The 20,564-nt window shown below is 37.7% G+C and carries 18 protein-coding genes; 7 read left to right on the top strand and 11 right to left on the bottom strand.

The annotated features are described in order from the left end of the window. Positions 1-188: 188 nt before the first annotated feature. Positions 189-866, top strand: a complete 678-nt coding sequence (locus ADA56_RS07695; RefSeq protein ID WP_049370043.1) for a helix-turn-helix transcriptional regulator — start codon at positions 189-191, stop codon at positions 864-866. 59 nt (positions 867-925) lie between these two features. Here the strand turns inward: ADA56_RS07695 and ADA56_RS07690 are convergent, their stop codons facing one another. The 5 genes from ADA56_RS07690 to ADA56_RS07670 all read right to left on the bottom strand — a co-directional run bounded on the left by ADA56_RS07690 (position 926) and on the right by ADA56_RS07670 (position 5,446). Continuing rightward, positions 926-2,140, bottom strand: coding sequence for an aromatic amino acid transporter (locus ADA56_RS07690; RefSeq protein ID WP_049365085.1), 1,215 nt, complete (start codon positions 2,138-2,140; stop codon positions 926-928). Positions 2,141-2,303: 163 nt separating this feature from the next. Then, positions 2,304-3,680, bottom strand: a complete 1,377-nt coding sequence (locus ADA56_RS07685) for a tyrosine phenol-lyase (RefSeq protein ID WP_049370042.1) — start codon at positions 3,678-3,680, stop codon at positions 2,304-2,306. 510 nt (positions 3,681-4,190) lie between these two features. Then, the gene (locus tag ADA56_RS07680) at positions 4,191-4,703 is read right to left on the bottom strand and encodes a hypothetical protein (protein WP_049370041.1); all 513 of its coding nucleotides are present in this window, start codon (positions 4,701-4,703) and stop codon (positions 4,191-4,193) included. Next, positions 4,693-4,935 (bottom strand): hypothetical protein, encoded by a 243-nt coding sequence (locus ADA56_RS07675; RefSeq protein WP_049370040.1) that lies wholly within the window; start codon positions 4,933-4,935, stop codon positions 4,693-4,695. The genes ADA56_RS07680 and ADA56_RS07675 overlap by 11 nt, the downstream gene beginning before the upstream one ends. A 58-nt stretch (positions 4,936-4,993) precedes the next feature. After that, positions 4,994-5,446: a hypothetical protein gene (locus ADA56_RS07670; protein ID WP_049370039.1), complete on the bottom strand. Its 453-nt coding sequence runs from the start codon at positions 5,444-5,446 to the stop codon at positions 4,994-4,996. A 234-nt stretch (positions 5,447-5,680) separates the two neighbouring features. On the opposite strand from ADA56_RS07670, the gene ADA56_RS07665 reads away from it, so the two are divergent. Then, a complete protein-coding gene (locus tag ADA56_RS07665) occupies positions 5,681-5,977 on the top strand; it encodes a hypothetical protein (protein WP_049370038.1) in 297 nt (98 codons plus the stop codon). Positions 5,978-6,066: 89 nt separating this feature from the next. On the opposite strand, the gene ADA56_RS07660 is transcribed toward ADA56_RS07665, so the two are convergent. From ADA56_RS07660 to rimO, 6 genes are all read right to left on the bottom strand, one after another. After that, a complete protein-coding gene (locus ADA56_RS07660; protein WP_049370037.1) occupies positions 6,067-7,521 on the bottom strand; it encodes a DASS family sodium-coupled anion symporter in 1,455 nt (484 codons plus the stop codon). Between the two features lie 170 nt (positions 7,522-7,691). Then, complete coding sequence (locus tag ADA56_RS07655; protein WP_049370036.1) at positions 7,692-8,627, bottom strand: alpha/beta fold hydrolase; 936 nt, start codon at positions 8,625-8,627, stop codon at positions 7,692-7,694. Then, positions 8,624-9,001: a hypothetical protein gene (locus tag ADA56_RS07650; RefSeq protein WP_239658991.1), complete on the bottom strand. Its 378-nt coding sequence runs from the start codon at positions 8,999-9,001 to the stop codon at positions 8,624-8,626. Before ADA56_RS07650 ends, ADA56_RS07655 begins: the two co-directional genes overlap by 4 nt. A 112-nt stretch (positions 9,002-9,113) precedes the next feature. Further along, entirely contained in the window at positions 9,114-10,229 is a 1,116-nt protein-coding gene (gene asd, locus ADA56_RS07645) for an aspartate-semialdehyde dehydrogenase (RefSeq protein ID WP_049365091.1), read from the bottom strand. Between the two features lie 138 nt (positions 10,230-10,367). Further along, on the bottom strand, positions 10,368-12,386 hold the full coding sequence (locus tag ADA56_RS07640; protein WP_049370035.1) for a UDP-glucose:protein N-beta-glucosyltransferase: 2,019 nt from the start codon (positions 12,384-12,386) through the stop codon (positions 10,368-10,370). A gap of 39 nt (positions 12,387-12,425) precedes the next feature. Beyond that, complete coding sequence (gene rimO / locus ADA56_RS07635) at positions 12,426-13,763, bottom strand: 30S ribosomal protein S12 methylthiotransferase RimO (RefSeq protein ID WP_049370034.1); 1,338 nt, start codon at positions 13,761-13,763, stop codon at positions 12,426-12,428. Between the two features lie 164 nt (positions 13,764-13,927). Between rimO and ADA56_RS07630 the strand changes: the two genes are divergently transcribed. From ADA56_RS07630 to mutS, 5 genes are all read left to right on the top strand, one after another. Then, on the top strand, positions 13,928-14,644 hold the full coding sequence (locus ADA56_RS07630) for an MgtC/SapB family protein (protein ID WP_014064479.1): 717 nt from the start codon (positions 13,928-13,930) through the stop codon (positions 14,642-14,644). A 250-nt stretch (positions 14,645-14,894) separates the two neighbouring features. After that, positions 14,895-14,975, top strand: a complete 81-nt coding sequence (tnaC, locus tag ADA56_RS10005) for a tryptophanase leader peptide (RefSeq protein WP_080972355.1) — start codon at positions 14,895-14,897, stop codon at positions 14,973-14,975. Between the two features lie 88 nt (positions 14,976-15,063). Further along, positions 15,064-16,482, top strand: coding sequence for a tryptophanase (gene tnaA, locus ADA56_RS07625; protein WP_005635246.1), 1,419 nt, complete (start codon positions 15,064-15,066; stop codon positions 16,480-16,482). Between the two features lie 82 nt (positions 16,483-16,564). Then, the gene (locus ADA56_RS07620; RefSeq protein WP_049370033.1) at positions 16,565-17,797 is read left to right on the top strand and encodes an aromatic amino acid transporter; all 1,233 of its coding nucleotides are present in this window, start codon (positions 16,565-16,567) and stop codon (positions 17,795-17,797) included. A 134-nt stretch (positions 17,798-17,931) separates the two neighbouring features. Beyond that, positions 17,932-20,514 carry a DNA mismatch repair protein MutS gene (gene mutS, locus ADA56_RS07615; protein ID WP_049370032.1) on the top strand — a complete coding sequence of 861 codons (2,583 nt, stop codon included), beginning with the start codon at positions 17,932-17,934 and terminating at the stop codon, positions 20,512-20,514. Positions 20,515-20,564: the final 50 nt, after the last annotated feature.

Raw genomic sequence — 20,564 nt, 5'->3', positions numbered from 1 at the left:
TAAGATACAAATCCCAGCGCCAAAGAATATCACAGAAGTATTGTCTAACCATATCCTCTAAGCGTTATAAGATTCACTTAAAGTAAAACACCACAGATAACCTGCCGTTTTTTACAATATATTTGCTATAAAAAATAAGCGGTTATAGAATACCTATAGCAAGCTGAAATTAATGAGATTAAGTTGGTATGAATAACGTACAAAAGAAATATTTTATTGGCCTAACCCATTTTTTGGGAAATGTTCTCGGCCCTAAATACGAAGTCGTATTTCATTCTTTTGATAAGAATAAGGCTCATATGGAAGCCATTGCGAATAGCCACGTTAGCGGGCGGACTCTTTCCTCTCCACTTAGCTCTTTTGCTTCAAGTTTGTTGCAGGATAAAGTGTATTTAGATAAGGATTTTATCTTTAACTACAAAGCGGTGGCAGATTCCGAAAAGGTCATTCGAGGTGCAACTTATTTCATTAAAAATGGGGATAAATTAGAAGGTATCCTTTGTATTAATCATGACACCTCTGAGTTAGTTGATGTGATGACCAAATTAATTTCACTGGAAAACCTTGGAAACTTCGTCAATATTTTAGGTATTGATGCTGCCTTTGCCGAAGTAGAAGAAGCCGAAATAATTAATAAAGAAAAACTCGAAAACTCCATCGAAGATATCCTTTGTGAATACCTTGATTTCACCCTATTACATTCCGATAAACCACTCAGCTTAAGACAGCGGGAAAACGCCGTTCAAGTCTTATTTGATAAGGGTATTTTCAATATCAAGGGTGCCATTCCGATGGTCGCTAAATATTTGAAAATCTCAGAACCTAGCGTATATCGCTATCTCAAAGCGATCAAAGAGAAAGCATAAAAAAGTGCGATTAAAAACACACTGATTTTTAACCGCACTTTTTTATTTTAATCGTGTTATTAGCCCACTACTTCAGGCAATATACCTAATTTAATTAGGAATGGGATACTCACGATAATAATCCCTAGAATTGAGACAAAGAGTAGGACCCCTGAACCACCCGGCACACGATAAGGTAAGTTTGGATGTTGATGGCGAGCTTTCCAAACCAATGCTGCTGGCAATACCACTGCATAGAAAGCAAACATTTGTCCTGCATAACCTAATGCAAGGATGAAGCCTTCTGGATAGAAGAATGCAAAGAGCAATGGCGGAAGGAACGTTAAGAAACCTAAACTTAAACGGTTTGCAGAAAAATTGAATACACGTTTTAACAAGTCGTCAATACATTCTAGTAAGCCTAGTGCGACCCCTAAGAATGAGGTAATCAGTGCTAAGGCAGAGAAGATTTTCACGACAGCCGCAATGATGGTGCTGCCTGTAATCACTCGAACGGCTTCAATCAATCCATTTAATGTTGGATCTTGATTAAGGATTTCTAAGAATCGGCTTTGACTTAACACGCCGTGAGTAGAAAATTGCCATAAAAGATAACCCACTAATGTGATTGCAGAGCCCACAATAATAGAAAATCTTAAGGCTTTTACATCACCTTCTAAGTATTTATTTAAGCAAGGAATTGAGCCGTGGAAACCAAAAGCGGTAAAGAAAACTGGACTAGCCGAAATCAATAGCGCTTTATCAATTGGCATGGCCATTAAGTTATCGATTTTAATTTCTGGAATCATCAATCCAAGCACAATGAATAGCGCTGCAATCATCGCGATAAATAAGAAGCGATTTAAGGCATCCACAAAGCTTGTGCCAATTGCTACGAAGATACCAAAGAAGATCGTAAATGCTAGGATAGAACCTTTCATTTTGAGATCAGGTGTCGCAAAATCAGGTAAAGTTGAAGCAAGAATTGCACCACCACCGGTTACATAGGCGGAAAGTAACGCATAAAGGAAAATCATTAATACGCTGGTTGCGACAATTCGTCCTGGTCGACCAAAATACTGTGCGGCAAGCGTGCCAATACCAGCATCATGTTCAGCAGTTTGGTAAACCTCAACAAATAATAATGCGCTATAGGTGAGCAGAATCCATAAAAGAACAAGTAGAACAACTGTAAACGTGAAACCTATTCCTGCAGAGGTGAGAGGCATGGCAAGCATCCCTGCCCCAATCATCGTCCCTGAGGTAATCAAGGTACTTCCCAATGTTTTATTCATGAGTTTTCTCCTTTCCGATTATCGTAGAAAGGCTAGTCACTTCCTTATTTGACAATACATCAAACCACAATGTCATTAGAATGTTTTCGCATTTTTCTCATTAACCAAATATTGTTTAGATACAAAAAGCCCTTACCCCGTTACTGAGGTAAGGGCGGTAGGCCTATTTTTGTTCAAAACGTGCAGTGAAGAAACGTAATTGTTTTGGTTCATACACGAAACGAAGCCCTTTAATATCCTCTTTATGTTTGAATAAGTGGATAATACCATCAGCAACTAAATCCATGTGTGCATAGGTGTAAACACGACGCGGAATAGTAATACGTACAGTTTCAAGTTTTGGATGATGGTTTTCGCCAGTTTTGATATCACGACCAGCTGAAATAATACCACGTTCCATTGTACGCACACCGCATTCAACATAGATTGCTGCCGCTAATGCTTGTGCCGGGAAGTCTTCTTCTTGTTTCAAATGTGGACAGAAACGACGTGCATCTAAGAACACCGCATGACCACCAATTGGTTCTACAATCGGTACACCTGCTGCTTTTAATTTTTCACCGAGGTAACGTACTTGTTTAACACGGTGTTCAATGTACTCTTCCTGAGTTGCTTCTTTCAAACCGATCGCCATTGCTTCCATATCACGACCAGCCATACCACCGTAAGATGGCATACCTTCGAACACCACAACCAATTCTTTCGCTTTCATGAATAATTCTTCATCATTCATACATAAGAAACCACCGATATTGGTTAAGCAGTCTTTTTTACCACTCATTGTACAACCATCTGCATAGCTGAACATTTCTTGAACGATAGATTTGATTGAACGATCTTGATAGCCTGGTTCTTGTTCTTTAATGAAATAAGCATTTTCAATACAACGAGTTGCATCGTAGAACACTTTAATGCCGTGTTTTGCGGTTAATTCACGAACAGCTTTCATGTTTGCGATAGAAACCGGTTGACCACCCGCTAAGTTTACTGTTACCGCCAAGCACACATAAGCAATATTTTCAGCACCTTTTTCGTTAATTAATTTTTCTAATTTTTTAACATCAATATTACCTTTGAATGGGATATCTAATGTTGCATCATGCGCTTCATCACGAATGATATCGTAGAAAATACCGCCATTGGCTTCTTGGTGGAAACGTGTAGTAGTGAAATACATATTGCCTGGTACGTATTGACCCGGTTTAATCGCGATACGAGAAAGAATATTTTCAGCACCACGACCTTGGTGAGTTGGCACAATATATTTGAAACCAAATAAGTCTTGAACTGTTTCTTGTAAATGGTAGAAGTTGCGGCTACCTGCATAAGCTTCATCACCCATCATAATACCGGCCCATTGACGGTCACTCATTGCATTCGTACCGCTATCGGTTAAAAGGTCGATATAAACATCTTTTGAGTCAAGTAAGAAGGTATTGAAGCCTGCCGCTTTCATCGCTTTTTCACGTTCTGCTTTTGGTAAGATTGAAACAGGTTCAACACTTTTAATACGGAACGGTTCTGCTGGATAGTATGCCATAATAAATCTCCTATTTATGTTAGGTTTAAGTCCAAACGATTATTAACCCGTTATCAAAAACATCTATCATCGAGTTGCAAGCATAGTACTGAATTTTTTTCTGCAATACTGTGATCAAAGTCACAAATCAATAAATTTTTATCAAATTCGTGAAAAAATATTTTTATTTGATAATTTTGTATCAAATTTATAAGCTTTCTGATTTTTAGAGCAATTAAACAAGCCAGGTTGGACTATCCAATTTTCTCAACAGAACAAGCGGGCATAGGAATGGTGTTGCAGGCAGAATTGCCATGAGAGAGTGATAGTTCGGCAGAAGAAGTATCAAAAATACAAAAGTGCGGTCAATTTTGAGAGGTTTTAAAACTCTTTGAAAATTGACCGCACTTAAATTATCAATACTTCAATAACTTCTTCAGATGTATAGTTTTTTAGATAGATACAAGCACGCGTCAGGAGACACGCCTATCTGGGAGTGCCAATAATAAATTATTCACATACTCCACCTTACTAAAAATCCCCCTCTTCTATAACCTCAATAGCACCACATCCTATAAATAACCATCTTAATGTTCCCGATAAAAATGGATCATCTAGAACTTTAGTTGCAAATAAAAAGTGGTCTTCATCTAAAATAGTTGCTCCCCACCAAAACCAGCTTCTATCTATAGGATCCATAAGAAATATCCAGTTATCAAAAGTCCAATCGTCCTCTCTTTTTCTACAAAAAAAACCAAAAATATCAAAACGGCTTTTAACTTTTTTAAAACCATTAATAAATTTTATTGGTAATATTTTTTTCCAAGCTTCTACATCGTCCCATTTAGACTTAGTATATAAATCATATTGATAATTGACCTTTAATAACACATCTCTTGCTAATCTCATTACCTCATTGGCATTACCATTGCACCTAATAATAAAATTCATCCCTAAGCCCTCTTGATAAGTGGGAAGACCATTACTTTCAAGACGAAGCCTTTCTTCTAAGAGATGCCTAAAAAAAGCATCATTAATTCCCATTTCTTCCCCTTTTTTTCTTTATTTTATTAGCAATGTTTTTTTCTTCTTTTTTTAGATAGTTTCCAAAAGATATAACTAATATCATAGAAAAGAAGAAAAAATGGAATATATACTTTATAACAAATGAAATTTCTGCAGGATATCCTCTTAAATACATCATTATAGAAAGTAACACTGTCATAATAATTGAAGAAAAAAAAGCCTTTTTAAGAATAGCAAATATATTCATCATTACTTATTCTCCATTATTTTTGCTATCCTTCGTCGCATGAATCAAGGATTCATACATTCTATCTTGCCAAGTTAATAATATCATTGTAAAAGTCAATTATATCTTTTGTTTTTACTATCCATTCAGATATCTTAAAACCATCTTCATTTAAGACCTCTCGTTCATTTACATATTCATTGATTTTAGACGCATCAAATTCTGGGAAATCATCTACAAATATTATCTTATTTTGAACATAAGAATTTTCCCCATCATAATAAATAATCCATGCAGAAATAAAATTTAAAGATTCTGGCTTATGCATAGATGTAATAAGTACTGAATGTTTCTTTTTTTCTATCCCATCAGCTATGGATGTAGCCCAGCTCTTTTTATATTCTTCAATGCCCCAGTAGTCTATTGGAATATGCAATTCTTCTACATATTCACCCAAAGAGATCGAGGCCAAAACATGCATTCCATTTTCATTATTAATAGACACGCCTTTATCTTTAAAGAAAATACCAAACATTATTAATCCCTAACTTCAATTAGTTAAAATAGATTTTACAACATCTGACTGAATCACTAATTAAACCTCTCAACAATCATACCAAAAATTGCTCATTCTTAAACCAATTGAACAAGCCATTTGAACTAACTAATTTTCCACATAGTCAAAGCAATCGTAAAAGGAATGCTTTTACACGCCGGATTGCATAAGTGCTTAGGCAAGCAATCCCGACAAAAATAGAGGAGTAGATTTATGAAATCTAAATTGATGAAAGGGTTAGTGATTGTTGCATTAGCAGGAAGCTTAACCGCTTGTGAAATGGACAGACAACAACGTCATACTGCAACAGGTGCAGCAATCGGCGGCGTAGCCGGTGGTTTATTAGGTGGAGATATTGCCACAACACTCGGCGGCGCAGCATTGGGTGGCGTAATCGGTAGTCAAGTGAACAAGGGCGGAGACTACGATGACAGAGAATATCGCCATCATAAAAAACACCATCATCACCACAGAAAACACCGTGATTGGGATGATGACTGGGATGATTAAGCCAAAATACAGATAAAAATGACCGCACTTTTGAGATACAAATCAAAGTGCGGTCATTTTTTTAGGGATTATTTATGAATTAATAAGGATTACCACCAACCAAGGAGTTTCATCCATAATCCACCCACACCGAACCAAATCACTAATGAAAGGATGGAAACAATAAAGCTCACGCCCCACCATTGACCGGTTGAGTTATAACCTGAACCGTATAAAGCTGGGCCAGGACCACCTGCGTATTGCGTTAAACTCATGGATAATGTTGAGGTGTAACCTAAACCAATTGCAGCAATGATTGGTGGTGTACCCACAGCAATAGCCGCAGCCACGAAAGCGAGATACATTGCGGAAATATGCGCCATGGCTGAAGCAAAGAAATAGCGGGTATAGAAATACACCAACACTAAAATAGTAAAGGCAATTGGCCAGCTGAAACCACCCACAGATGAAGAAATGTGGGTAGAAATCCAAGTGATTGCACCGTATTTATTAAGTGCATTTGCCATCATCACCAATACCGCAAACCAGAACATCGTATCCCATGCGGTGGTTTCTGCTACGATATTTTTCCAGCTCATAATATTGGTTAATAATAAAATCACTAAACCGATAAACGCTGAAATTGTTGCAGGGATATGGAAGACTAAATCACCCACTGTCCAAAGGAATAAAAGAAGGATAAAGTCTAGGGCAAGAATCCATTCCGCTTTGCTCATTGGGCCCATGCTTTTTAATTCTTCACGTGCCATTTCTGCCATTTTAGGCGTATCTTTTAATTCTGGCGGATAAATTAAATACACGAAATAAGGCAAGACGATTAAGCTCACAATACCTGGTACGATCGCCCCTAAGAACCATGTCATCCAAGTGATTTCTACACCTTGGCTTTTCGCGAGTTCTGCAATTAACGGGTTACCCGCCATCGCAGTTAAGAACATGGTACAAATAATCGTATCAATTTGAGAGACAACAATCGCTAAGAATGCACCTGCACGACGAGCAGTTGGACCCGGTTTGGATTCATACGCATCAGCAATAGATTGCATAATTGGGTACATAATACCGCCACCACGCGCAGAAGCCGAAGGAATACCCGGACCGATAACAACATCAGCCAACGCCATACCATAGGCCACACCCATCATTTTTTTACCAAAACGACCAACGAAGTACAGCGCGATACGTTTACCTAAACCGGTTTTAATCACCGCGCGAGATAAAAACATAGCAATAGCAATCAACCAAATTGTGCCGTTTGCAAAGCCAGATAACATACCAACATCACCTTGTTTTGGCGAAATTGGTGTAAGCCCAGTTAATCCACTGATCACCAAGGCAACGAGTGTTGCAGCACCCATAGGCATTGCTTTAGCGATAATAGCGACAATGGTTGCGACAAACAGTGCCAGCATTCCCCATGCTTTAGCGGATAGACCTTCTGGTGTCGGGATTAACCAAATCCCTAAACCAACGATGACGGCAATCAGCAGCCCCTGCCATTTAAAGCCAAGTTTGACTTCTACTGCTGGAATTTTACTTTCCATAGGATAACTCCTAGATAAATGAACAAAAAATAATTCATCACGTATAACGACCGTGACGCAATCGATTAAATAAGCGGTTATAAAGATACCACTTATTTAGTACGAGTAAAGGTTTAAGCGATGTTTTTAATAAAATTTGATGAAAACTTGATGCAGATTAAAAAACAACTTTAAGAATGAAGAAATTGATTCACGTGTTCAAGTACGGCTTTTCTCACGTTATCCTTTTCAAAAAGAATTTCATGTTTTGCTTGAGGTACAAGCATGGATTCTGCATGCGGAAAAAGTGCGGTCAATTTTTCAAGATTTTTGTTATCCACAATTTTTTCTTTTTCCGCTTTTAAAATAAGCACAGGTGTTTCTACTCTTGGAATGATTTTAGGGAGTGCTTTTATTGCATTTAAACACAAATGTACCCAGCGGAAAGTCGGACCGCCTAAGTGAATAGCAGCACGTTTTCGATTAATACGGTTCATCCATTTCATTCGCGTTTTAGAATGGCTAAGTTCATTAAAGTTTAAATCTGCCGGTTTGTAATGTCCTTTACCAAAAACATAGCGATGACCTTGACCAAATGCCATCATCGTTGCAATGATGAGTTCATCTCGTAATGGATGTTTCATTGGAACACCAAAGAAAGGCGAAGAAAGCACAGCCTTTTTAATATGGTGATCGTAATTGGCTAGATAATAGGTGGAAATCAACGCACCGAGGGAGTGCGCGAGAATATATTGCGCTTGATAAGCATAAAGTGCGGTCGTTTTTTCAATGATTTTTGCCATATCATCGGTATAAAAACGAAACTCATCTAAATGCCCTTTTTGAGGAATAATACGCTGTGAATAGCCTTGTCCTCGATGATCGAAAAGCAAAACATCATAACCTTGTTGGTAAAAGTCATAAGCCAACTCAGTCCATTTCAGCATATTTTCTGCTCGACCATTGACCAAAATCATCAATTTTCTGACCGCACTTTCAGGCTGAACCAAATGACGATAAGCTAATTTGATATTTCGTTCGCCAGAAAGATATTGCGTCGGAAATTGCTCAAAAAAAGGCAATAACTCTGCAAGAGCAAATTGATGAAAATGAGGTTCTCTGATCATAATTTTTTAACAAAAAATAGTGTAGGGATAGTAATAACAGATATGATGATATAAGGTATTTTTAATTCGATCCAAGCATAGTGAAATAAACTTGAAAGCTCAAGCGTATTTCCTAAATCAGTACTATCAAAGGTAATAAAAACTGAACCCAATAACCATAAAAGCCCAAGCCACAAACAACCGATAATAAAGCAAGATAATTTATGAGAAATAATAAAAGGAAACAATGCTAAAAACGCAACAGTTATCGTTGTAAATAATATATTAAACGTATATTCACAACGTGCCTCAGATAAGAATTCACCCGTGTAATCTTGGCATGTTGTTGCAAAGGTTTCAGGATAACCAAGGCGTGAGACAAACCAATATTGCAAAAGAAATGTCATTAAAGAAATTGTAATAAAAACAAAGATAGATCGTAGCATATTATCTTTTGTAGTAATGAAAAGGGCGTAGTAAATACGCCCTTTGTCGTGAAAATAAAACTTATGCCACCAATTGTTTTAAGATACGGCGAACTGGCTCTGCAGCACCCCATAATAATTGGTCACCTACAGTGAATGCCGCTAAGTATTCTGGACCCATTGCCAATTTACGTAAACGACCAACTGGTACGCTTAATGTACCTGTTACTTTAGCTGGGGTTAATTCACGTAATGTGGTTTCTTTGTCGTTTGGAATTACTTTCACCCATTCATTGTGAGACGCTAAAATTTGTTCGATTTCTTCTAACGGTAAGTCTTTTTTCAGTTTGATGGTGAACGCTTGGCTATGACAACGTAATGCACCGATACGTACGCATAAACCATCTACTGGAATTGGATTGTCGCTTAAACCTAAGATTTTGTTGGTTTCTGCATAGCCTTTCCATTCTTCTTTAGTTTGTCCAGTTTCAGGAAGAAGTTTGTCAATCCAAGGGATTAAGCTACCACCTAATGCTGCACCGAAGTTATCTGTTGGGAAGCTATCAGAACGCATTTCTGCTGTCACTTTACGTTCAATATCTAAAATTGATGAAGCGGGGTCTTTTAATTCGCTTGAAACCGCTTGCTCTAACAAGCCCATTTGTGAAATCAATTCACGCATATTTTTTGCGCCTGCACCTGAAGCCGCTTGATAAGTTGCAACAGACACCCATTCCACTAAATCTTTTTCAAATAAACCACCGATAGCCATTAACATTAAGCTCACGGTACAGTTACCACCCACGAAAGTTTTAATGCCTTTTTTCAAACCTTCAGAAATCACGTGTTGGTTTACTGGATCAAGCACGATAATTGCATCATCTTTCATGCGTAGTGCAGACGCCGCATCAACCCAATAACCGTCCCAACCTGTTGCTTTTAATTTTGGATAAACTTCATTGGTATAGTCGCCACCTTGGCAGGTCACGATAATGTCTAATTTTTTAAGTTCTTCAATGTCGAATGCATTTTTAAGTTCACCTGCCTCTTTGCCTGCAAATACAGGGGCTTTTTGACCTGCTTGAGAAGTGGTGAAGAAAACTGGATTAATATTGGCAAAATCTTGCTCTTGCACCATACGATCCATTAATACGGAACCGACCATTCCGCGCCAACCGATAAAACCGACGTTTTTCATGAATTTTTCCTTATTTTATGTTGTGTTGAATGGGTCTATTAATTACAGGCTTTACGCCACAAAATCAAGTTTTTTTAGAAAAAATGAGTCTTTGTTTAATTTTTCTCAATAAAAAATCCCCTTTCGGGGATTTATTAATTATTTATCTGCTTTTTTCGTGGTTTTCTTTACCGTTTTTTTCGGCTCAGATTTACCTTCAGATTTGACCGCACTTTTCTTTGTTGTGGTAGACTTGGTGGTCTTCTCTTTTGTGGTTGCAGATTTAGTTGCTTTTTTCTTTGGCTTTTCAGCTAAATTTGCCGCTTTCCATTCCTCAAATTTTTCAAGTAATACTTTACCCATTGGGCTTGGATCGCCTGTAAATAAGGTTTGGAGGCCATTATTCTCAATGATATGACGGCGAAGTGCTAAACGTTCTTGATGATTTTCTGCTAAACGAACTGCACGTTCAACATATTCATCTACCGTATTCGCAATTAACCATTCTGGTAAACCTAAACGTTTAAACAAACCTTCATCAATATGTTCATGAACTTCTGCACCGGTTTTACATACACCCACTAAACCTAATGTCACCATATCAATAATGCCATTCGTGTTACCGAATGGGAATGGGTTTACCATCATATCGCAGTTATGCAAAATACGAAGATATTGATCATAAGGTGCATGTGGATGAGCTGTCGCATCATTGCCTAAATAAGATTTAATAAAACGCTCAACATAAGGATGTGTCACACCACTAGATTGACCTAATGCAAAGTGGAAATGAACTTTCACATTAGCACGATCACGAATAGCCTTTAATGCCGCCAAGAAATATGGGTTAAGCTTCATTGTGGTAGAAGCAATACCAATATTCACCACTTCAGGATTTTCACGTAAGCGATATTCTATGTGTTGCGGTGCAAGTGCTGAAGGCACATAAGGTAAGGCATCTTTCGGTAAACGCAATAATTGCTCACTAAAGCATTTCTCAGAACCCACATAATCATCTTCTACAATCACATATTCAATAAAATCAGAATGTGTCGTAGCCGGATGGCCTAAAGCAATTACTTGAACCGCTGCAAGACGGGTGTTACTTGTAAAAATGGTGGTTAAATCCATCCCAATACTTGGCATATAAAGAACGGCTGCACCATTTTTTTCACAAATATCTTTTAATTCATTCAATTTACCAAAAATATTATCACCTTTTAATAAATGGAATTCATCAAACACCGCTTGGCCTGCTGCATCTACAGCTTCATTACCCACACCAATTAAATGAAAACGCTCACGTGCAGCAATCATTGAAGTGGAATGCGTACGGTAAATTGAATGAGATGAATGGAAATGCTCCAATAACACCACCATGACGGGTTTGCCATTACGCTCACCTAATTTCGTGACATCACGATCTGTCCATCCACCTTGCAATAAATGACGACGGATGACTTGGTTTAATGCTTTTTTCACCCAATGTTTATTTTCAGCAATATCGTAGCTGCAATGCATATACACATCGTGTGAAATTGCACTCGGTACATTATTTAAGTTTTCAATTGTCGCTAATTTTTCAGGGAACCATTGTAAAAGCGTACCACGCTTAGAAAACGATTGTTCTGTACCAATAAAACGTGGTGATTGCAACGCAAAACAAAGCGATGCGCATAACTCTGGATCTAAATTCCATAAAGCATCAAGATTAACATTCACATTAGATTCTGGCAGATAGAAAATACAGAATTTAATTAATGATGATCTCGTATTGTCTAAATGGAAATCGGATAAATTGGTTTTATCTGGATTGCGGTTATAAGCTTGCAAAACATGATCCGCATTCACAAATGGCGATGATGCGAAAATCATGTTAATCCAACGTTGTAAGGTAAAGAAACGTTGCGCCCCACCTTCAGAAATATCTAATTTAGGATCAGAAAATAACTCACTCATTGCTACCGCTACACGGGTACAAAAATGCTCGACTTTCTCTTGTACTAATTCATCGTTTAATTGACTAGGATAATCAATTTGAATACCTTCTATACCACCAAAATTAGTATCGATTTTGCTTAAAATATCGAGCAATTCTACGCAAGCTGCTTCATAATTTTTTGCTGCAACTTCTTGTTCAAAACGGATAACACTGGGTTGTTTTTGTGTTTCTGCCATTTCTAAATTCCTTTGGTAAAAAATAAATAAGATTAATAATTAACAGGTTCCCCACAGATCATATTCATCTGAATGGGTAATGGTTACTTTAATAAACTCGCCTACTTTCACAGGCGCGCCACTTAGATTTTCAATATAAACTAAGCCATCAACTTCTGGTGCATCAGCTTTTGTACGGCCGATAATACCTTCGTCATCAATTTCATCCACGATTACATCAAGCGTTTGGCCAATTTTTTGTTTTAATCGTTCAGCCGAAATTTCTTGTTGTAATTGCATAAAGCGGTGAAAACGTTCTTCTTTTACATCTTCAGGCACTTGGTCGGCCATTTCGGTAGCTGGTGCTCCCTCTACCGGGCTAAACTTGAAACAGCCCACGCGATCAAGTTGTGCTTCTTTTAAGAAATCCAATAACATTTGGAAGTCTTCTTCTGTTTCACCTGGGAATCCTACAATGAAAGTTGAACGCAAGGTTAAATCCGGACAAATCTCACGCCATTGCTTGATACGCTCTAAAGTGCGGTCAATTTTTCCTGGTCTTTTCATCGCTTTTAAAATTTTTGGACTTGCGTGTTGCAATGGAATATCCAAATAAGGCAACAATAAACCTTCCGCCATTAATGGAATTAAATCATCCACGTGCGGATAAGGATAAACGTAATGTAAACGTACCCAAATACCTAATTTACCAAGCTGTTTACACAAGGTCATTAAGTCATTTTTTATTGGCATGCCATTCCAAAAAGCGGTTTTCACGCCACCTTCTTTGCGTTGTGTATCCATCGCATAAGCAGAAGTATCTTGTGAAACAACCAACAATTCTTTCACACCCGCATCAGCAAGACGTTTTGCTTCATCCAATACTTGCGTGATAGAGCGGCTTTCTAAATCCCCACGTAATGAAGGGATTATACAGAATGTACAACGATGATCACAGCCTTCTGAGATTTTCAAATAAGCATAGTGTTTTGGTGTTAATTTCACCCCTTGTTTTGGTACAAGACTGGTATAAGGATTATGCTCTGGTTTCGGAACGTACTTGTGTACTTGTGCCATTACTGCTTCATAACTGTGCGGACCGCTCACTTCCAATACTTTTGGGTGAACTTGGCGAATTTGATCTTCCTTCGCCCCTAAACAGCCGGTCACAATCACACGTCCGTTTTCTTCCAACGCCTCTCCAATGGCTTCTAGAGATTCCTGCACGGCGCTATCAATAAAACCACAGGTATTCACAATGACCAAGTCCACATTTTCATAACTTGGCACAATGTTATACCCGTCAGTACGTAATTCGGTCAGAATACGTTCGGAATCCACTAAATTTTTAGGACAACCTAAACTTACAAAGCCAATATTCGGCGTTGATTTTTGCATAAATTTATTCTCAGCTATCATCATCTTTCAAAATTTTAGATTTTACTCAATTTCAAGCAGAAAGGCGATAAATTAAAGGTAAATTGATTGTAAATTTGCCCATTAAAGTCCTTTTTTCAGGTAGAATAACGCCCGTTTTTTATTTACTCATATTTATTATTAACATGGAAAATTCTTTTCTTTTTTCGACCGCTCTTGAACAGACGGCTTATTTACTTATCCTAGGGAAAATGCTACTCGCACTTGTACTTGGCGGGATTATTGGTTTAGAACGTGAACTTAAACACAAACCGGTTGGGGTCAAAACCTGTGCCATTATTGCGGTGACAACTTGTGTACTGACGATTGTCTCCATTCAAGCTGCAGAACATTATGCACAAGTTTCAGATAATATTCGAACTGACCCTATGCGACTTGCCGCACAAGTAATCAGTGGCATTGGTTTCTTAGGTGCAGGAGTAATTTTACACAAGAAAAATGATGCCATTTCAGGCTTAACCACAGCTGCCATTATTTGGGCAGCGGCGGCTATCGGTGTGGCAACAGGTGCAGGCTTTATTTTTGATGCCATTATTGCCACTTTAATGATTTTAATCGCTATCCGTATCAGCCCGATTGTGCAACGTTATGTTCGTCGTAAAACCTATAAAAAACGTACTCGTTTAGCCATTCAACTGAGCTCCGCTAACGGCATCAGTAAAGTGACGGATTTATTACTGAAACATGATTACCGCATTGAAAATATCTCAGTCAAAGACCAAGCGAGTGGCGAAGTTCGCTTGCAAGTCCGATGCTACAACATTGATAATGAAATGCTAAAAGATGTCTATACGCTGTTAAAAACAGAAGATGAAGTTTTGAGTGTGGATGTAGAAAATTAAATTATTACTAATAGCTATTACCAACAAAAATAAACTGAATAAAAATTATTTATTAAGTGTATATATTTAGAATATAGTATATTACTAATAAAAGATTAGTACTTTATCTTTAAATATTTTGTGACGAATATCACAAAATGATAAAATAAAAGATGACAATTTTGATTTTTAGATTATTCTGATGGTGCTTCGCAGTTGGAAGCAAGTGTTAAGTTGTATTAAGTTTATCTTCTATTAAAAGGATTTTAATATGCTGAACTTGCTATCTCCTAACCAAACTTGGGTTATTATCGATCCAAGATTGTCTTTTTATTTCCCCATAATTCATTAATCCTTTCTTATTAATTATCAAAGTATTTTCATTTTAGAAAATAAATTTTTTATTTAAACCAAGAAAATTAATTTTGGGGGATTTTTCTATGGAAAATTTTAAACATTTACCTGAACCTTTCCGCATTCGTGTTATTGAACCAGTAAAAAGAACTACTCGTGAGTATCGTGAACAAGCGATCTTAAAATCAGGCATGAATCCATTTTTATTGGATAGTGAAGATATTTTCATTGACTTACTCACCGATAGCGGTACTGGCGCTGTTACACAAGATATGCAAGCTGCAATGTTACGTGGCGATGAAGCCTATAGTGGCAGTCGCAGTTATTATGCGCTAGCTAAAGCAGTGAAAGATATTTTTGGTTATGAATATACAATCCCTACTCACCAAGGCCGTGGTGCTGAACAAATTTATATTCCGGTATTGATTGCTAAACGTGAACGTGAAAAAGGTTTAGATCGTAGCAAAATGGTGGTTTTCTCTAACTATTTCTTTGATACAACACAAGGACATAGCCAAATTAATGGGGCAACGGTTCGCAATGTTTATATAAAAGAGGCATTTGATACAACAGCAAAACATCCATTTAAGGGTAATTTCGATTTAGAAAAATTAGAAAAAGGCATTCAAGAGGCAGGAGCACATAATGTACCTTACATTGTATGTACCATTACTTGTAACTCTGCGGGTGGGCAGCCAGTTTCTATTGCAAACTTAAAAGGCATGTATGAGATTGCACGTAAATACGATATTCCAGTCATCATGGATTCAGCTCGTTTTGCAGAAAATGCCTATTTTGTTCAACAACGTGAAGAAGCTTATAAAGACTGGACTATTGAACAAATTACTTACGAAAGCTATCGTTATGCTGACGGTTTAGCGATGTCCGCCAAAAAAGATGCTATGGTACCAATGGGGGGTATTTTAGCGTTTAAAGATAAATCAATGGAGGATGTCTATCACGAATGTAGAACGCTTTGTGTTGTGCAAGAAGGGTTCCCTACTTATGGTGGTTTAGAAGGTGGCGCAATGGAACGCTTGGCTGTTGGCTTGCATGATGGTATGCGCCAAGAATGGCTAGCTTATCGTATCGCGCAAATTGAATATTTGGTTGCTGGCTTAGAAAAAATTGGTGTACCTTGCCAACAACCAGGTGGTCACGCAGCGTTCGTAGATGCGGGTAAATTATTACCACATATTCCAGCCGATCAATTCCCAGCACAAGCACTTTCTTGCGAACTTTATAAAGTTGCAGGTATAAGAGCGGTAGAAATTGGCTCATTTTTATTAGGACGAGATCCGAAGACGGGTAAACAACTACCATGTCCGGCAGAGCTTTTACGCTTAACTGTACCACGTGCAACTTATACACAAACTCATATGGATTTCATTATTGAGGCATTCCAAAAAGTGAAAGAAAATGCAGAGAATATTAAAGGTTTAACTTTTACTTATGAACCAAAAGTTCTCCGCCACTTTACGGCTCGTTTAAAAGAAGTTGAATAATATAACGAAAAATGCAGTTCATTTTGAACTGCATTTTTTATAAACAGCTAACTCAATAATTTGTTATTGATAAGGATGTTCTATGAAAAAACAACCTTCCATTTTTGGTGGCGCATGTATTATTGCTAGTGTTTGCGTTGGAGCTGGAATGCTTGGTTTACCAACATCTGGTGTTGGAGCTTGGACATTATGGTCAGCATTAGCAATTTGCTTAACGATGATAGTCATGACATTATCTGGCTGGTTATTACTTGAGGCCTATTCCACTTATGATTTAAGAGCATCATTTAGTACCGTAACTAAAGATATGCTAGGTTCAACCATCAATTCTATTAATAATCTTGCGGTGTATTTTGTCGGGGGTATTTTGCTTTATGCTTATACCACTGCATCTGGCGGTATACTAGAAAACCTTATTAAACCGTGGATTGATTTTGGTTCATCTACATTGGCAATTTGTTCCACTGTATTTGTATTAGTCTTTTCCTTCTTTGTTTGGCATTCCACTCGCATTGTAGACAGAATATCTGTTTTATTGATTGTATTCATGGGGTTTACTTTTATTTTTAGTACTTATGGATTAGCAACTAATATTAGTTTAGATACTTTATTAGATATAGGTGGAAAAGATACAAACTATGCAAAATATGCGGTAGGGATGTTTCCTGTTGCGTTAACATCTTTTGGTTACCATCATTCTGTTTGTACGATGCGAGCCTACTATGGGGAAGAGAAAAAAGCTAAATACGCCATTTTAGGTGGAACAGCAATTGCTCTTACGCTTTATTTACTTTGGATTTTTTCAATTTTCGGAAATTTGCCTCGCGATCAATTTGCACCGGTAATAGCTAGTGATGGAAATCTAGATATATTGCTTAACGCTTTAGGCGGGGTAATAGAATCTAACACGGTTAAACAAATGATTAATGCCTTTTCTATCGCTGCAATTTTGTCATCTTTTATTGGCGTGGGATTAGGAGTATTTGATTATTTGGCTGATTTATTTAAATTTGATAATTGTAAAATTGGACGAACAAAGTCATGGGCTGTGACTTTCCTACCTCCATTAATTATGTCAATCTTATTTCCATTGGGTTTCTTAAAAGCCATTGGGTATGCTGGCGCAGTAGCAACAATTTGGACCTGTATAATTCCAGCTATTCTCGCTTATAAATCCCGTAAAATAAATTCAGCAACAACATTCCGAGTTTGTGGTGGAAATGGCTTAATAATCTTTATTGCATTATTTGGTGTTTTTGTCGCTATTTTCCATTTTTTAGCAATGTTTAACTACTTGCCTGCCTTTAAAGGATAAATATCAGCCTAAAGAGCGGTGAAAAAATATCAACAAATATTCACCGCTCTTTTTTATCTAGCTTTTTCCCTTTTTGGCTCCTAAAATAACTGCCACAAAACCTATCTTTATTAAGTTTCAAAGCAGGTAATTAGATGATTTCCGAAGAAAATTTCCAACAGCATACGCCAATGATGCAGCAATATATCAAGTTAAAAGCAGAAAATCCTGACATTTTGTTATTTTATCGAATGGGGGATTTTTATGAACTTTTTTATGATGATGCAAAAAAAGCAGCAGCGTTGTTAGATATTTCTTTAACTAAACGTGGACAATCAGCAGGTAATCCAATACCCATGGCTGGCGTGCCTTATCATGCGGTAGAAGGCTATTTAGCAAAATTAGTGCAATTAGGTGAACCTGTAGCCATTTGTGAGCAAGTGGGTGATCCCGCCACATCAAAAGGGCCGGTTGAACGCAAAATTGTGCGAATTGTGACACCAGGTACGGTAAGTGATGAAGCGCTTTTACCAGAACGCCAAGATAACTTAATTGTGGCGATTTATCAGGAAAAAGAAAAATTTGGTTTAGCCACATTAGACATGACATCTGGACGCTTTCAGCTTTGTGAACCTCATTCAAAAGAAGCCTTGCAAGCTGAATTACAGCGTATTAATCCCGTAGAATTACTTTATTGTGAAGATTTTGCCGAAATGGCCATTATCGAACATTATAAAGGCCTACGTCGTCGTCCTATTTGGGAATTTGAACTCAGTACGGCGATTTCAGAACTTAATCGTCAATTTGGTACGAAAGATTTACGTGCATTTGGTGTGGAAAAATCACCTCTTGGCTTGGCAGCAGCAGGCTGTTTATTGCAATATGCAAAAGAAACACAACGTGCTTCTCTGCCACACATTCAAAGCATCAGTGTTATTCAAAATAACGATAATATTCAATTAGATGCTGCAACACGCCGAAATTTAGAACTCACTCAAAATCTTGCGGGTGGTACAGAAAACACGCTGGCTTCGGTATTAGATAAATGTGTTACACCAATGGGTAGCCGTTTATTAAAACGTTGGATCCATCAGCCTATCCGTCAAACAGACATTCTATTAAAACGCCAAAAAACGATTGGTGAAATTATTGAGCAAGATTTGTATCACGAATTGCAGCCTTATTTGCAACAAGTGGGCGATATGGAACGTATTCTTGCCCGTGTAGCACTGCGTTCTGCACGTCCTCGCGATCTCACACGTTTACGTACCGCATTAGAACAAATTGAACCAATAAAATCGCTGATTCATATAAAAACATCATCAAATTTGACCGCACTTTCTGCGCAAATTGAGGATTTTTCAGCGCAAATCGAGCTACTTCAAAAAGCAATTATTGAAACTCCTCCGTTATTAATTCGCGATGGTGGAGTCATTGCTGAAGGCTATAATGCCGAATTAGATGAATGGCGAACTCTTTCCGCTGGCGCAACACAATATTTAGAAAATTTAGAACAACGCGAACGAGAAAGCACAGGTATTGATACCTTAAAAATTGGCTTTAATGCGGTGCATGGTTATTACATTCAAATTAGCCAAGGACAAGCTCATAAAGCACCGATTCATTATGTTCGCCGTCAAACCTTAAAAAATGCCGAACGCTACATTATTCCTGAATTAAAAGAATACGAAGATAAGGTTTTAAAATCAAAAGGCGCGGCGCTTGCTTTAGAAAAGCAACTTTATGATGAATTATTTGATTTATTGTTGCCACATTTAGGTCAATTACAGTTAGCGAGCTTGGCATTGTCGGAATTGGATGTGTTAGTTAACTTGGCAGAGCGAGCAGAAACCTTAAATTATGTTACACCACAATTTAGCGATGAAATTGGTGTAAGAATTGAAAATGGTCGTCATCCTGTAGTGGAGCAAGTCTTAAAAGCCCCCTTTATTGCTAACCCTGTTAATCTCAATCAACAGCGTCATTTACTGATTATTACTGGCCCAAATATGGGTGGTAAAAGTACCTATATGCGTCAAACAGCTTTAATTACGTTAATGGCTTATATAGGCAGTTTTGTGCCGGCTGATAGTGCAGTTATCGGGCAAATTGATCGCATTTTCACTCGAATTGGTGCCTCTGATGATTTAGCCTCGGGTCGTTCTACATTTATGGTAGAAATGACAGAAATGGCAAATATTCTTCACCAAGCCACTTCACAAAGTTTGGTTCTGATTGATGAAATTGGACGAGGTACGTCTACTTATGATGGGCTTTCTTTAGCTTGGGCTTGTGCTGAATGGTTGGCGAAAAAAACTCGTTCACTTACGTTATTTGCGACCCATTATTTTGAACTCACTGCGCTGCCAGAACAAATTGAAGGTATTGCTAATATTCATTTAGATGCATTAGAACATAACAATACCATCGCCTTTATGCACGCTGTTCAAGACGGTGCAGCAAGTAAAAGTTATGGTCTTGCTGTTGCCGCACTGGCTGGTGTGCCTCAATCCGTCATTAAACTGGCGAAGCAAAAATTGCATCAGTTAGAAAAACTGTCAGCACAAAATGGTGATCAACAAATTCAACATTTAAGAGCGTTAAATCAACATCAAGGTGAATTAGCTTTTGAAGCCGAACCAGATGCTTTACGCGAAGCCATTGAGCAACTTGATCCAGATGAATTAAGCCCAAAACAAGCCTTAGCTTATTTGTATCAATTGAAGAAAATGCTATAAGAAATAAAAAGAGCGGTCAAAAAATTCATTGTTTTTTATGACCGCTCTTT

The sequence above is a fragment of the Parahaemophilus parainfluenzae genome, assembly GCF_001055095.1.
Taxonomy (GTDB): domain Bacteria; phylum Pseudomonadota; class Gammaproteobacteria; order Enterobacterales; family Pasteurellaceae; genus Haemophilus_D; species Haemophilus_D parainfluenzae_Z.
This window is presented reverse-complemented; position numbering and strand designations above follow the sequence as displayed.

Coding starts and splice junctions, on each gene's coding strand:
- ADA56_RS07695 (WP_049370043.1), top strand. CDS start 189: ATGAATAACGTACAAAAGAAATATTTTATTGGCCTAACCCATTTTTTG.
- ADA56_RS07690 (WP_049365085.1), bottom strand. CDS start 2,140: ATGAATAAAACATTGGGAAGTACCTTGATTACCTCAGGGACGATGATT.
- ADA56_RS07685 (WP_049370042.1), bottom strand. CDS start 3,680: ATGGCATACTATCCAGCAGAACCGTTCCGTATTAAAAGTGTTGAACCT.
- ADA56_RS07680 (WP_049370041.1), bottom strand. CDS start 4,703: ATGGGAATTAATGATGCTTTTTTTAGGCATCTCTTAGAAGAAAGGCTT.
- ADA56_RS07675 (WP_049370040.1), bottom strand. CDS start 4,935: ATGATGAATATATTTGCTATTCTTAAAAAGGCTTTTTTTTCTTCAATT.
- ADA56_RS07670 (WP_049370039.1), bottom strand. CDS start 5,446: ATGTTTGGTATTTTCTTTAAAGATAAAGGCGTGTCTATTAATAATGAA.
- ADA56_RS07665 (WP_049370038.1), top strand. CDS start 5,681: ATGAAATCTAAATTGATGAAAGGGTTAGTGATTGTTGCATTAGCAGGA.
- ADA56_RS07660 (WP_049370037.1), bottom strand. CDS start 7,521: ATGGAAAGTAAAATTCCAGCAGTAGAAGTCAAACTTGGCTTTAAATGG.
- ADA56_RS07655 (WP_049370036.1), bottom strand. CDS start 8,627: ATGATCAGAGAACCTCATTTTCATCAATTTGCTCTTGCAGAGTTATTG.
- asd (WP_049365091.1), bottom strand. CDS start 10,229: ATGAAAAACGTCGGTTTTATCGGTTGGCGCGGAATGGTCGGTTCCGTA.
- ADA56_RS07640 (WP_049370035.1), bottom strand. CDS start 12,386: ATGGCAGAAACACAAAAACAACCCAGTGTTATCCGTTTTGAACAAGAA.
- rimO (WP_049370034.1), bottom strand. CDS start 13,763: ATGCAAAAATCAACGCCGAATATTGGCTTTGTAAGTTTAGGTTGTCCT.
- ADA56_RS07630 (WP_014064479.1), top strand. CDS start 13,928: ATGGAAAATTCTTTTCTTTTTTCGACCGCTCTTGAACAGACGGCTTAT.
- tnaC (WP_080972355.1), top strand. CDS start 14,895: ATGCTGAACTTGCTATCTCCTAACCAAACTTGGGTTATTATCGATCCA.
- tnaA (WP_005635246.1), top strand. CDS start 15,064: ATGGAAAATTTTAAACATTTACCTGAACCTTTCCGCATTCGTGTTATT.
- ADA56_RS07620 (WP_049370033.1), top strand. CDS start 16,565: ATGAAAAAACAACCTTCCATTTTTGGTGGCGCATGTATTATTGCTAGT.
- mutS (WP_049370032.1), top strand. CDS start 17,932: ATGATTTCCGAAGAAAATTTCCAACAGCATACGCCAATGATGCAGCAA.